The organism is Bacillus sp. PS237, assembly GCF_037963345.1.
In the GTDB taxonomy this organism is placed as follows: domain Bacteria; phylum Bacillota; class Bacilli; order Bacillales; family Bacillaceae; genus Bacillus; species Bacillus subtilis.
Window position 1 is genome coordinate 954230 of the sequence record NZ_CP150156.1, and the last position, 13874, is coordinate 968103.

At 41.6% G+C, this 13874-nt stretch carries 16 protein-coding genes; 14 read left to right on the forward strand and 2 right to left on the reverse strand.

The window, feature by feature from the left end:
* The first annotated feature begins 102 nt into the window (after positions 1-102).
* The 13 genes from prkA to NST22_RS04995 all read left to right on the forward strand — a co-directional run bounded on the left by prkA (position 103) and on the right by NST22_RS04995 (position 11117).
* Positions 103-1998, forward strand: coding sequence for a serine/threonine protein kinase PrkA (gene prkA / locus NST22_RS04935; protein WP_003233433.1), 1896 nt, complete (start codon positions 103-105; stop codon positions 1996-1998).
* Between the two features lie 179 nt (positions 1999-2177).
* A complete protein-coding gene (gene yhbH / locus NST22_RS04940) occupies positions 2178-3356 on the forward strand; it encodes a sporulation protein YhbH (protein WP_003233432.1) in 1179 nt (392 codons plus the stop codon).
* A gap of 159 nt (positions 3357-3515) precedes the next feature.
* The gene (locus NST22_RS04945) at positions 3516-3980 is read left to right on the forward strand and encodes a MarR family transcriptional regulator (protein ID WP_003233431.1); all 465 of its coding nucleotides are present in this window, start codon (positions 3516-3518) and stop codon (positions 3978-3980) included.
* 35 nt (positions 3981-4015) lie between these two features.
* Positions 4016-4681 carry an HlyD family efflux transporter periplasmic adaptor subunit gene (locus NST22_RS04950; RefSeq protein WP_003233430.1) on the forward strand — a complete coding sequence of 222 codons (666 nt, stop codon included), beginning with the start codon at positions 4016-4018 and terminating at the stop codon, positions 4679-4681.
* A gap of 40 nt (positions 4682-4721) precedes the next feature.
* Positions 4722-6320, forward strand: coding sequence for an MFS transporter (locus NST22_RS04955; protein ID WP_003233429.1), 1599 nt, complete (start codon positions 4722-4724; stop codon positions 6318-6320).
* Between the two features lie 22 nt (positions 6321-6342).
* Positions 6343-6873, forward strand: coding sequence for an NAD(P)H-dependent oxidoreductase (locus tag NST22_RS04960; RefSeq protein ID WP_003233428.1), 531 nt, complete (start codon positions 6343-6345; stop codon positions 6871-6873).
* 12 nt (positions 6874-6885) lie between these two features.
* The gene (locus tag NST22_RS04965) at positions 6886-7260 is read left to right on the forward strand and encodes a hypothetical protein (protein WP_003233427.1); all 375 of its coding nucleotides are present in this window, start codon (positions 6886-6888) and stop codon (positions 7258-7260) included.
* Entirely contained in the window at positions 7260-7415 is a 156-nt protein-coding gene (locus NST22_RS04970) for a hypothetical protein (RefSeq protein WP_003233426.1), read from the forward strand. The genes NST22_RS04965 and NST22_RS04970 overlap by 1 nt, the downstream gene beginning before the upstream one ends.
* 4 nt (positions 7416-7419) lie before the next feature.
* The gene (locus NST22_RS04975; RefSeq protein ID WP_003245465.1) at positions 7420-8181 is read left to right on the forward strand and encodes a hypothetical protein; all 762 of its coding nucleotides are present in this window, start codon (positions 7420-7422) and stop codon (positions 8179-8181) included.
* A gap of 2 nt (positions 8182-8183) precedes the next feature.
* The gene (locus NST22_RS04980) at positions 8184-8549 is read left to right on the forward strand and encodes a GntR family transcriptional regulator (RefSeq protein ID WP_003233424.1); all 366 of its coding nucleotides are present in this window, start codon (positions 8184-8186) and stop codon (positions 8547-8549) included.
* 1 nt (position 8550) lies between these two features.
* Positions 8551-9249: an ABC transporter ATP-binding protein gene (locus tag NST22_RS04985; RefSeq protein ID WP_003233423.1), complete on the forward strand. Its 699-nt coding sequence runs from the start codon at positions 8551-8553 to the stop codon at positions 9247-9249.
* 16 nt (positions 9250-9265) lie between these two features.
* Positions 9266-10183, forward strand: coding sequence for an ABC transporter ATP-binding protein (locus tag NST22_RS04990; RefSeq protein WP_003245448.1), 918 nt, complete (start codon positions 9266-9268; stop codon positions 10181-10183).
* Positions 10176-11117, forward strand: coding sequence for an ABC transporter permease (locus tag NST22_RS04995; RefSeq protein WP_003233421.1), 942 nt, complete (start codon positions 10176-10178; stop codon positions 11115-11117). The genes NST22_RS04990 and NST22_RS04995 overlap by 8 nt, the downstream gene beginning before the upstream one ends.
* 91 nt (positions 11118-11208) lie before the next feature.
* Here NST22_RS04995 and cspB read toward each other — a convergent pair whose 3' ends face one another.
* Entirely contained in the window at positions 11209-11412 is a 204-nt protein-coding gene (gene cspB, locus NST22_RS05000) for a cold shock-like protein CspB (protein ID WP_003224086.1), read from the reverse strand.
* Between the two features lie 435 nt (positions 11413-11847).
* Between cspB and NST22_RS05005 the strand changes: the two genes are divergently transcribed.
* Positions 11848-12678, forward strand: a complete 831-nt coding sequence (locus NST22_RS05005; protein WP_003245726.1) for a MetQ/NlpA family ABC transporter substrate-binding protein — start codon at positions 11848-11850, stop codon at positions 12676-12678.
* Between the two features lie 2 nt (positions 12679-12680).
* Here NST22_RS05005 and dgcK read toward each other — a convergent pair whose 3' ends face one another.
* Positions 12681-13760, reverse strand: a complete 1080-nt coding sequence (gene dgcK / locus NST22_RS05010) for a diguanylate cyclase DgcK (protein ID WP_003244833.1) — start codon at positions 13758-13760, stop codon at positions 12681-12683.
* Between the last annotated feature and the right edge of the window lie 114 nt (positions 13761-13874).

The window sequence follows — 13874 nt, forward strand, 5'->3', positions numbered from 1 at the left end:
TTTATTTTTAAGAAACCAAAGCATGTATCACGAGATGGCGGCATAGATTGTATCAAAGTACCTTATTTGCATAGTGTATCAAACATGATAGAGGAGGTCCTTATGGATATATTAAAGAAAATTGAAAAGTACAGAGAGGAAGAGCAGCGGCTGAAATGGGAAGGAACTTTCGCCGATTATTTGGAGATTATTAAAGAAAATCCGATGGTCGCGCAATCTGCTCATTCTCGAGTTTTTAATATGATAAAAGACAGCGGGATAGAGGAGATTGACGGACGCAAGAAGTACAGTTTTTTTGACCGCGAGCTGTTCGGGCTTGAAGAATCTCTGGAGCGTCTTGTGGAAGAGTATTTTCATCCGGCTGCCAAACGTCTAGATGTCAGAAAGCGGATTCTATTGCTGATGGGGCCTGTGAGCGGCGGTAAATCCACGCTGGTCACAATGCTTAAAAAAGGTCTCGAAGCGTACACGCTGACAGATAATGGCGCTGTATATGCGATTAAAGGCTGCCCGATGCACGAGGACCCTCTACATTTAATCCCCCATCATTTACGCGATGACTTTTACAGAGAATACGGCATTAGAATAGAAGGAAGTCTTTCTCCTTTAAATGTCATGAGGCTGGAGGAAGAGTACGGAGGAAGAATTGAGGATGTGAAGGTGGAGCGCATCTTCTTTTCAGAAGATAAGCGTACGGGAATTGGAACATTCAGTCCCTCTGATCCGAAATCTCAGGATATTGCCGATTTGACGGGGAGTATTGATTTCTCAACAATCGCCGAGTACGGTTCAGAATCAGATCCGCGCGCTTATCGATTTGACGGAGAGCTGAATAAAGCGAACCGCGGGATGATGGAGTTTCAGGAGATGCTGAAATGTGATGAGAAATTTCTCTGGCATTTGCTTTCCTTGACACAGGAAGGGAATTTTAAAGCTGGGCGGTTTGCGTTAATTTCTGCTGATGAGCTGATCGTGGCTCACACGAATGAAACGGAGTATCGCTCATTTATTTCTAATAAGAAGAATGAAGCCCTGCACTCAAGAATCATCGTGATGCCGGTTCCTTATAATTTAAAAGTGTCTGAGGAAGAGAGAATTTATGAAAAAATGATTGCAGAAAGCGATGTGGCGGATGTTCATATTGCCCCGCATACGTTGAAGGTCGCCGCGATGTTCTCAATCCTTACCCGGTTAAAAGAGCCGAAGCGGTCGGATATTGATCTGGTCAAGAAAATGAGACTGTATGATGGGGAAAGTGTGGAAGGATATAACTCTGTCGACGTTGAGGATATGAAAAAAGAATATAATGATGAAGGCATGAGCGGAATTGATCCGCGGTACGTGATCAACCGGATTTCTTCAACGATTATCAGAAAAAATATGGAATCGATTAATTCTCTCGATGTCCTTCGCTCCTTAAAAGAAGGTCTTGATCAGCACCCATCAATTTCAAGCGAGGACAGGGAGCGGTATTTGAATTTTATCTCTGCCGCCCGCAAGGAATATGACGATATTGCGAAAAAGGAAGTTCAAAAAGCGTTTGTTTATTCATATGAAGAATCAGCAAAAACACTTATGGACAATTACCTCGATAACGTAGAGGCCTATTGCAATAAAAACAAGCTTCGTGATCCTTTGACAGGAGAGGAAATGAACCCTGACGAAAAGCTGATGAGATCCATCGAAGAGCAGATCGGCATTTCGGAAAACGCCAAAAAAGCGTTCCGCGAAGAAATTTTAATCCGCATCTCGGCCTATGCGAGAAAAGGCAAGCGGTTTGATTACAATTCCCATGAAAGACTGCGTGAAGCTATTCAGAAAAAGCTGTTTGCTGATCTGAAGGATGTCGTTAAAATTACGACCTCAACAAAAACGCCGGATGAGCAGCAGCTGAAAAAGGTAAATGAAGTCGTGGCCCGTTTAATTGATGAGCACGGCTACAACTCGACGAGCGCCAATGAGCTGCTGAAATATGTCGGCAGCCTGCTGAACCGATAAGCAACGTGACCCGTCCGAATAGGGCGGGTTATTTTGTCCCATTTTCTAAATAGTTTGTCAATTAAACGTGCATATGTGCATATGATGAATATAAATCTTTTCAAAAGACTTGTTTCATAATCTGGCACAAGCCGGAATACGTATGTATCACGACCACAAATGGTTAAGGAGGGGAATTCATGTCCCAAAATGACAGCGGCCATTTTTTGATTTCTGAGGAAAACTGGTCCCTCCATCGCAAAGGCTTCGATGACCAGCAGCGCCACCAGAAAAAAGTGCAGGAAGCGATCAAAAACAATCTTCCGGACCTCGTAACTGAGGAAAGCATTATTATGTCTAATGGAAAAGATGTAGTGAAGATCCCAATCCGTTCACTTGATGAGTATAAAATCCGTTATAACTATGATAAAAATAAACATGTAGGGCAAGGAGACGGCGAGAGCCAGGTTGGAGATGTTGTGGCCCGGGATGGATCAGACAAAAAACAAGGGCCTGGAAAAGGGCAGGGTGCCGGTGATCAGGCAGGCGAGGATTATTATGAAGCGGAAGTTTCATTAATGGATTTAGAAGAAGCGCTTTTTAAAGAATTAGAGCTTCCGAATCTCCAGCAAAAAGAGCGGGACAATATCATTCATACAGATATCGAGTTTAATGATATCCGTAAAACAGGGTTAACCGGTAATATTGATAAGAAAAGAACGATGATGTCAGCCTTTAAACGAAACGCAATGTCAGGAAAACCGTCGTTCTACCCAATTTATCCGGAGGACCTGAAATATAAGACGTGGAATGACATCACAAAGCCCGAATCAAAAGCCGTCGTTTTAGCCATGATGGATACAAGCGGCAGTATGGGGGTTTGGGAAAAATACATGGCCAGAAGCTTCTTTTTCTGGATGACCCGTTTTTTGCGGACAAAATACGAGACTGTGGAAATTGAATTTATTGCCCATCATACAGAAGCAAGAGTGGTCTCGGAGGAGGATTTTTTCTCAAAGGGAGAAAGCGGCGGAACAATTTGTTCTTCCGTATATCGGAAGTCGCTTGAGCTTATTGATGAAAAGTACAATCCCGCCCGCTATAACATTTACCCGTTTCATTTTTCTGACGGTGACAACCTGACATCTGATAACGCGCGCTGTGTGAAGCTGGTCAATGATATTATGAAGAAGGCCAATCTGTTTTGCTACGGCGAGGTCAATCAGTACAACAGGCATTCAACGTTAATGTCTGCATATAAAAATGTAAAAGATGAGAAATTTAAGTACTATATTTTAAAACAGAAATCTGATGTTTTTCAGGCTCTAAAGAACTTTTTCAGAAATGAAGAGTCTGGTGTAAGCCATCAATTTTCGTAATGAAAAGCCCATTTCAGGGCTTTTTTTTATTTAATAAAAGCAAGAAAACGCTTGCGAAAAAAATACGGGAGAAAAAGAAATTTTTCCTTTGACAAATCTTCTTTCATTTATTAATATTTTATCTTGTGAACTATTATTGAGGAATGAGGTGAAAAGGAGTTGACTGAATCAGAACGTGCTTTGCTCACTTTTGAACAGCTCTTCGATACGTCTCGGGCGATATATAAAAAACAGAAGAAGATATTGGAGATTGTGCTTGAGCCTTTTGATATTACAGTCCTTCAATATTTGCTGATGTTTAAAATTCATCAAAGCGGAAGCACCCCGCTAAGCAAGCTGGCAATGTCGCTTGATCTTAAGCCTGCTTCTGTGACGCGGATGACAGATATTCTGTATAAGCGCCAATTGATGAATCGATATGACAGTCCGGATGACCGCCGTATCGTCATGATTCAGTTAACCGAAGAGGGGGAAGAACTGATAGAAAAAGCCGCTGTGCAATATGCAAAAATGGGTGCTGGCTTGTACCAAAAGCTTGATACCTCCCAGCTGCAGTATTTGCGCAAACTAGCCGGAAGTTTAACGAAGCTTGCTGAAGGCTGTTCAGAAAAAAGCGGTAATTAAAAACTTCTCACATATTTTCACCAGCTTTCCGCAAAATGATAGAGGATGAAACGAAAGGAGAAAACAAAATGAACAGAGGACGTTTAATTCTGACCAACATTATCGGTTTGATTGTTGTTCTTGCAATTATAGCTGGAGGTGCTTACTACTATTATCAAAGCACAAACTACGTAAAAACAGATGAAGCAAAAGTAGCGGGCGATATGGCTGCTATTACTGCTCCAGCAGCAGGTAAAGTATCTGACTGGGATCTGGACGAAGGAAAAACAGTGAAAAAAGGCGACACAGTTGCAAAAATCAAAGGTGAACAAACTGTTGACGTAAAATCCATTATGGATGGCACAATTGTGAAAAACGAAGTGAAAAACGGACAAACCGTACAAGCTGGTACAACAATTGCACAAACGATTGACATGGACAACCTATACATCACAGCAAATATTAAAGAAACAGATATTGCGGATATTGAAGTAGGAAATAGTGTAGACGTAGTAGTTGACGGAGACCCTGATACTACATTTGACGGTACTGTAGAAGAAATTGGTTATGCGACTAACTCAACTTTTGATATGCTTCCTTCTACAAATTCAAGCGGAAACTACACAAAAGTAACACAAAAAGTTCCTGTGAAAATTTCAATCAAAAACCCATCTGATAAGGTGCTTCCTGGAATGAATGCATCTGTTAAAATTTCTGAGTAAAACAGATCAGTCATCAAACCATGAAAGGAGGTTGTCTTAGATGGCTACAGGCAAAGAAAAAAATGCAAAAAACCCTATGTCATTGCTGATTGTGCTAATGGCGGGTTTATTTTTGGCAATTCTAAACCAAACACTGCTTAATGTTGCAATGCCGCACTTAATGACTGAATTTGGCGTAAGTGCAACGACGATTCAGTGGCTGACAACAGGTTACATGCTTGTTAACGGTGTATTGATTCCGTTATCTGCTTTCCTGATTACACGATTTGGCCAGCGGAGTCTCTTTCTCGTCGCGATGTTTTGTTTTACGCTCGGTACGTTAGTCTGCGGTATCGCACCTAACTTCTCTACAATGCTGATCGGCCGTTTGATTCAGGCCGTGGGCGGAGGTATCTTGCAGCCGCTCGTTATGACAACCATTCTGTTAATTTTCCCGCCTGAAAGCAGGGGGAAAGGAATGGGGATTTTCGGGCTAGCGATGATGTTTGCTCCAGCGGTCGGCCCGACTCTTTCCGGGTGGATTATTGAGCATTATACATGGCGCATTATGTTTTACGGACTTGTGCCGATCGGCGCAATTGTTATCATTGTGGCTTTCTTCATCTTTAAAAATATGGTGGAGCCGCAAAAAATCAAACTCGATACTCTTGGCGCAATCCTCTCGATTGTCGGATTCGCCTCCTTATTATACGGAGTCAGTGAAGCCGGATCTGACGGCTGGACCGACCCGATTGTATTGTCTACAGTTATTATCGGAGCCATTGCAATTGTTGCTTTTGTTGTTCAGCAATTGCGTCATGATGATCCGATGCTTGATTTCAGAGTGTTTAAATATGACATTTTCTCACTCTCGAGTGTCATTAATATCATTATTACAGTGGCACTTTACACTGGTATGTTCCTTTTACCGATTTATCTGCAAAACCTGGTCGGCTTTACGGCGCTTCAATCCGGTCTGCTTCTGCTTCCGGGTGCGATCGTTATGCTGATTATGTCACCGATCTCAGGTATTTTGTTCGATAAATTCGGACCGAGACCGCTTGCGATTATCGGGCTTCTCGTGACAGTGGTAACAACGTATCAATACACGCAATTGACAATTGATACACCATATACACACATCATGCTGATCTATTCAATTCGTGCATTTGGTATGTCTCTCTTAATGATGCCAGTCATGACAGCCGGGATGAACCAGCTTCCTGCCCGTCTGAACAGCCACGGAACGGCGATGAGTAACACGCTTCGCCAAATCAGCGGATCAATCGGAACAAGTTTAATTACGACGATTTATACAAACCGGACGACATTCCATTATTCACAAATTGCAGATAAAACAAGCACGGCGGACCCGAACTTCCTCCATGCGTTCCAAAATGCAGTTTCGAATTTAATGGTGAATATGAATGTGTCTTATGATACGGCGAAAACATATGTGTACTCACATATTTATAAACACGCATCACTCGATTCCAATGTCATGGGGATAAATGATGCCTTTATGTGGGCAACCTTATTCTGTGTAGCAGGTTTGATTTTAAGTATCTTCCTGCGTGACGTCAGAAAAGATAAATTGCGTAAGAAGAAAAAAGAGGAGCTTTCATTACTTCCTGCTCCAAAAGAAGCTAAGGAATCTTAATCTGTACAGGGAGGTTTCCTGAATGAAAATTTATGTAGTGTATGATAGTGAAGGCGAACATACTAAAGTGCTTGCAGAAGCGATTGCTGAAGGCGCGAGAGAAAACGACGCGGCTGAAGTGTTCATCGACCATGTAGATCAGGCTGATATCCGCAAGCTTAAAGATATGGATGCGATTATTTGGGGATGCCCAGGGCATTTCGGAACAATCAGCTCCGGTCTTAAAACTTGGATCGACAGACTTGGCTACTTGTGGGCTGAAGGCGAGCTGATCAACAAAGTCGGTGCTGTCTTCTGCACAACGGCAACAACACACGGCGGCTTGGAAATGACAATGCACAATTTAATCACGCCGATGTTCCACCAAGGCATGATTGTTGTCGGACTGCCTGGCAACGTGCCTGAAAACGCACTTTATGGCTCTTATTACGGAGCAGGTGTCACTTGTCCGGTAGACAGTGATGAGTTAATGTCTGAGGAAGGTATTCAGCTTGGACGCGCGTTGGGAAGACGTGTCAGCCAAGTCACAGGAAACCTAACAGCAGGACAGTAAGGAGAGGTTGAAATGGCCATTATTATAGCAATAATTGCTGCTGTCATTGTCATTGCGGCCCTTATTACATTTAACGTCCGCAACGCCTCACCTGGACCTGAGAAGCAAGAAGCAACCGATAGAATCGCACCTCCAGAAGAGGAAAAAAACGAAGCGCATTACCCTGCTGAAGCAAGGGCTGCCGAGCATACGCCATCCGTTGTCAAAAACGATTCTCCAAAAGAGAAGCGTGACACAATGGGTGATGATATTTACAGGCAGGCGCTGCAAAAGTTTAAGCATTCTGATGAAGTTCATGCAGAAGAAGAGGTCACTGAGGAAAGTGACAAAATGCAGGACCGCAGCTATCGTGATGCGCTGCTCTCTATGAAAAATAAGAAAAAGTAATGAAAAAGGCAAATCCGTTTACTCATGCGGGTTTGCCTTTTTTGCTGTTTCCATCAATTATGTTTTTATCAAATAAATCCATGGAATATGTTGTATTCCACCTTGATCTAGTGTACTATGTTACTCATACACCGAGGATTTTTTCCGGGAGGTAAAGACATGAATTCTTTTTTAGGTTTATTAAAGAAAGATATCAAGCTTTCAAGAATGTGGCTGCTAGTATGGATATGCGGAATCATTTTCTTATTGGGAACAGGCCATATTATAGCTTCTCGCACGAAAGAACCTCTAGTCATTTTTGGTTTTTTTGTTGCAGTTGCTTTTTTTCTGCTTTTCTTATCTCCTGTTTTTGTTTTTTATCACCTTCGCAAGGAAGGGAAATCACAGCTTTGGCTGTACAATCCAAATGGCGGCTTATGGCTGTTTTCTTCTAAATTGGCAGCATCTTTGCTCTATCAATTTGTGATTCAGTTGGCATTAACAGCCTATGGCATATGGATGTATCATATGCTCTCTGTAAAAAATCTGCTGGAGCATCAAGTTGATATAACGAGTACAGTGGCTTTGCTGAATATGTATGGGCTTATTTCTTCGTTAGATATGTCAGTAACAGTCATTGTGTTTTGGACTGTTTTTCACTCTCTCAGAAATTGGCGCGGAATGCGGTGGGCTGCGATGGTTCTGTTGGTCGCAATGTGGTTATTCTTCGATGAATACATCATAAGCCCTTTGGTTGAATCTCAAAAGCATTTCTGGCCTGTAACAGTCTATTGCAATTTTGATTTCCACTTCCACAATGTTTGGAGATTGGAACTAAAACCTATCCATCTGTCTGTGCTAGGGTTTCCTATTGCTATAGTCATCACATTCTTGCTGCTCATCATGGCTTCAAAACTGCTTGATCGTAAAGTAGAGGTGTAAATATGGACAATCAATTCCAATCCTCGAAACCGATTTATCTGCAGATCGCTGATCAGATCTTTTATAGGCTGGTCAGGAAGGAGCTGCTCCCAGGAGACAAGCTTCCTTCAGTAAGAGAAATGGCGATTCAAACTAAAGTAAATCCCAATACAATTCAAAGAACTTACAGTGAGATGGAAAGGCTGGGTATTGTGGAGACAAGAAGAGGTCAAGGGACGTTTATTGCGGAAAAAGCAGAAATCGTAGACGAGCTGAAAGACAAGCTGACACGAGAGGTGCTGGAAGGCTTTGTCAAGCAAATGAAAGAGCTGGGGCTAACGAAAGAAGAAATGTTAGAAGGGATTAAAACATTCACAGAGGGAGGCTAAAATGGAAATCAAGCTAGAACATGTATCAAAAAAATACGGCCGCCATACGGCCGTCAATGATGTGTCAATCACCCTATCATCCGGACGGATTTATGGCCTGATTGGACCGAACGGCAGCGGCAAGTCAACGACCCTGAAAATGATGGCTGGCCTTCTGTTTCCGACTTCAGGATTTGTAAAAGTTGATGAAGAGCAGGTTACGAGAGAAATGGTGCGTCAAACGGCTTATCTTACTGAGCTTGATATGTTTTATCCGCATTTCACTGTTAAAGATATGGTGAATTTTTATCAGTCGCAGTTTCCTGATTTTCATACAGAACAGGTTTATAAGCTATTGAATGAGATGCAGCTGAATCCGGAAAAAAAGATCAAAAAGCTATCAAAAGGAAATCGGGGCAGGCTGAAAATCGTTCTTGCTTTAGCGAGACGGGCAGACGTCATCTTGCTTGATGAACCTTTTTCCGGGCTTGATCCGATGGTCAGGGATTCCATCGTAAACAGCCTTGTGTCGTACATTGATTTTGAGCAGCAGATTGTCGTGATCGCGACACATGAAATTGATGAAATTGAGACTTTGTTAGATGAAGTAATCATCCTCGCCAATGGAGAAAAAGTTGCGCAGCGTGAAGTAGAAGATATTCGTGAACAGGAAGGCATGTCTGTTTTGCAATGGTTTAAATCAAAAATGGAAGTTTGCTAGAAAGAGGAGGAATATGATGAAAACAGTGTTGGAATTGAAAAACGTGACTAAAAACATCAGAGGCCGAACGATCATTGATGATCTCAGTTTTACGATTCGTGAAGGCGAGGTATTCGGTTTTTTAGGACCAAACGGAGCGGGGAAAACGACAACCATCCGGATGATGGTGGGGTTAATGAAGCTGTCGAAAGGTGATGTCCTCATTTGCGGCCAATCAATTACGAAAGAATATGCCAAGGCGATTAAGCATATCGGAGCGATCGTTGAGAATCCCGAGCTGTATAAATTTTTGAGCGGATATAAAAATCTCCAGCAATTCGCAAGGATGGTCAAGGGTGTCACGAAGGAAAAAATTGATGAAGTTGTTGAACTGGTCGGTTTAACAGACAGAATCCACGACAAGGTGAAAACATATTCTCTGGGGATGAGACAGCGTCTTGGCTTGGCACAATGCCTTCTGCACGATCCGAAAGTGCTGATTTTGGATGAACCGACAAACGGCCTTGATCCGGCGGGGATCAGAGAAATCAGAGATCATTTAAAGAAGCTGACCCGAGAAAGAGGAATGGCTGTCATCGTTTCAAGCCACCTGCTGTCAGAAATGGAACTGATGTGTGATCGAATTGCGATTCTGCAAAAAGGAAAGCTGATCGATATTCAAAATGTAAAAGATGAAAACATTGATGAGAATGATACATATTTCTTCCAGGTTGAGCAGCCGAGTGAAGCCGCTACTGTTTTAAATCAGTACGATTTGCTGAGTAAGACAAATGGTGTAGAAATCAAACTGGCTAAAGAGGAAGTCCCTGCGGTTATTGAATTGCTGGTGATGCAGCAAATCCGTATTTATGAGGTCAAGGTCATAACAAAATCATTAGAGGACCGTTTCTTAGAAATGACAGGTGAAACAAAAGAGGAGGTTCAGCATGCTTAATTTGATTTATAATGAGTGGCTCAAAATTTTCAGCCGTGCCGGAACATGGGTGATGATCGGAATTCTGGGGCTGACAATGGTTGGATTTGCATTTTTGGCGAATCATTTTTCTGCCGGTGAATCAAATTCCCATTGGAAACAAGAGCTTCAAGCACAAAACGCCGAATTAAAGAAAGAAATCAAAGAAGATCCTTCACTGAAAGATGGGTATAAAGAAACAATCACACTCAATGACTATCGCATCGAGCATAATATCCCTAGTGACACGGGCTATACGGTATGGTCTTATGTAACGGATTCAGCAAACTTTACCATCCTTACCGGTCTGTTTACTATTATCATCGCGGCCGGAATTGTCGCGAACGAATTTAATTGGGGAACGATTAAGCTATTAATGATTCGGCCGCTCAGTCGTTTTCAAATTTTGATGTCCAAATATATTACAGTTCTCCTGTTTGGGCTCCTGTTGCTGTTGATTTTATTTATCGGTTCTACTTTATTAGGGTTGATCTTCTTCGGAACGGGTGGTGAAACCGCCGCGAATATTCATTTAATCTATAAGGATGGCCATGTCATTGAGCAAAACATGATGGGGCATTTGGCTACAACGTATCTTTCTGAATCCGTCTCGGCTTTAATGGTGGCGACGATGGCGTTTATGCTGTCTGCGGTATTCAGAAACAGCTCTCTTGCGGTTGGTTTTTCCATCTTCTTGTTGGTTGCCGGTACGACTGCAACTGCATTTATTGCAGCGAAATTTGACTGGGCAAAGTATATATTGTTTGCTAATGTCGACTTGACTCAGTATGTGGATGGCACACCGTTAATAAAAGGGATGACTATGACGTTTTCTCTCGTCATGCTGGCGATCTACTTTATCATCTTCCTGTTGCTTGCTTTCGGAATCTTCATGAAGCGGGATATTGCAAACTAATAAAAAAAGCTGTTTTGCTTATGCAAAACAGCTTTTTTGTCAAAATAAAAACTGCAGGTTTGCACCTGCAGTTTTTCATATCAATTTATGCTTACGCTTCTTTAGTAACGTTAGCAGCTTGTGGTCCGCGGTTTCCTTCAACGATTTCAAAAGAAACAGCTTGGCCTTCTTCTAAAGTTTTGAAGCCTTCGCCTTGAATAGCAGAGAAATGAACGAATACATCGTCTTGACCTTCTACTTCGATGAATCCGAAACCTTTTTCAGAGTTGAACCATTTTACTTTACCTTCTAACATGAAATTTCCTCCTAAAGCGATCATAACGCTTAAATTCACTATTCTTGCTCTTAACAAACTTTCAAGACGAAAACTCTTACAAAACTTTCTTCTTAAAGATAGTTCGAACAAAAATAATTACCTTTACTCTACCAGTAATCTTCAGAAAAAACAACTGCTTATTGAAATTTTTTTCGGAAAATACCATATTTATTTTTCAATTTGATATTTATTTACGGAAATTCATCTGTTTTCTCGATATGTGATCATACGTTTGCCTTAGTATTCCTTCATTTTGGGAAGATAAGTAATAGGAATTGACAACCTTATTGGATATGAGTAAGGTAAAAGTTAATCAATATTACAAATGACAACGTTTATCAACTAAGAGAGCGTATGATTTTTATGTCTGATATTGCTTGCATGCTCTAATACATAGATAGGAGTATGGTCACAATGAAAAAGTGGCTTATATGCAGTTTCGTCCTTGTTCTTCTCGTTTCATTTACTGCATGTTCACCGTCTGCAGAACATGAATCGATAAAAATCGGGATTGCTGAGTCTGACGGGGCAATATGGAACTATATTGCTCAAAAGGCTGAAGAGGCAGGGCTGGATATTCAGCTGATCCCTTTTTCTGATTATGCGGAGTCTGATATCGCACTTGCTAACAAAGAAATTGATGCCAACGCCTTTCAAACCATTTCATATTTTCAGTCGTTCACTGAAAAATACAAACTTAATTTGGCACCGCTCGGGACGACATACATAACGCCCATGGGCATTTATTCAAAACGATATGAACGAATCCGAGATATATCGCGGGGAGCTGTCGTTTCTGTTCCGGATAAAGCGTTCGATTTTGGCAGGGCGCTTACGGTGCTCCAGGAAGCGGGTTTGCTAACGCTGAAAAACGGATTTAACGGAACAGGTTCAGTTGATATGATTAAAGATAATCCGAGACACCTGAAATTAAAAGCTGTCCGGCAACAGGATGCAGTGAGCGGTGCCGACGTGTTTGTCATGAAACCATCAGAAGCAAAAAAAGCGGGCTTGAACCCGAAAAAGCATACGCTAAAGAGCGGCGGACTCATGTCTGAGGAAGAGATGAATTTGATTGTTGTCAGAGCGGAGGATCAAGATCGGGAAGCGCTGCAAACCATTCTTGAGCTTTATCAAGCTGATGATACAGCGGCATTTATAGAAAAAGAATATCAGGGAGATCTTGTCCCGGCTTTTCTGCCTTTGAAACGTCTTTCAGATTGGAAGAATGAATTCGAACATTGAATTCATTCTTTTTTTTCTGAAAAACACACTCTGTTCCGTCCCGTTTCTTTCGCTTTGTAAAGCATTTGATCGGCAAGAATGGGCAAGGATCCTGGCTGTTCCGTATTATTGGGGTAATGAGCGGCCCCTAGTGATATCGTAACTGAAAGCTCGTCGCCGTTTGTTAATACAATCGGTGCATCACTTACAGTGCTCCTGATCCGTTCAGCGATCCGGGCTGCTTTATCAAGAGAACAGTTCGGCAGGAGCACGGCAAATTCTTCACCGCCGATCCGAGCGGCAGGATCAGTATTTCGGATGGTCTGCTTCAGACGTAACCCTAGCTCTTTGAGCACCTGATCTCCTTCATGATGGCCATATTGGTCATTGATGGTCTTAAAATGATCGATATCCATATAAATCAGTGCAAATTGAAAATGCGGGGTATCGGCCGCCTGCTGATACAGAGCTTTTGTGGTTTCTTCAAATTTTCTTCGGTTATACACGCCTGTTAAAAAGTCAAAGTGCGCCTGAAACTTATATTGTTTAAAAAGAAGATGTGCATTTGTTTCATGATCAATAATATATAAACTGAGCATGCCGCCCGCTATTGATATGATCCAAAAATACAAATGAAGTTCGTATGAATGTAAATCTATAAGAAAATAAAAGGAAAAGGAGATCAAGCTATTTGTGATTATTAAAAGATAGAAAGCATGTTTTAGTTGAACTTTTTTTCTTCTAGAAACAATGAGTGACGGAATGGCAGCGATACAAATGATAATAACCGAGTATAGTGCAGATGTGTTCATCGTAATCAGCAAGCGGCCTGCAGTGATCATGGCCAGGGCCGTTGCCGTTGAAACCCAGCCTCCATAAAGAGCGGCAATCATAATAGGGATATTTCGAAGATCAATAATTGAATGCTGATAGGTAAATCCAAAAACCATCAGAATAACCCCGAGCAAACCGCAGGCCAGTCCTTTAACAGCTTGAAAGGATATGCTGTCTTTTTTATGTACTAGCCTTTCTTTAAACAGGTGGGTGAAGAGATAATTAAATGTGATTAAAATGGTCAAATTTACAAACAGTTCTTTCAGCAAATATTATCACCCTTATATAAGGTACTAAAGATGGAAGGGAAAGAAAAGAACAAAAAAGGCATTATATAAGGTTTTTTTACTTGAATTGATAAGTTAAAATAATTCGCACTTGAC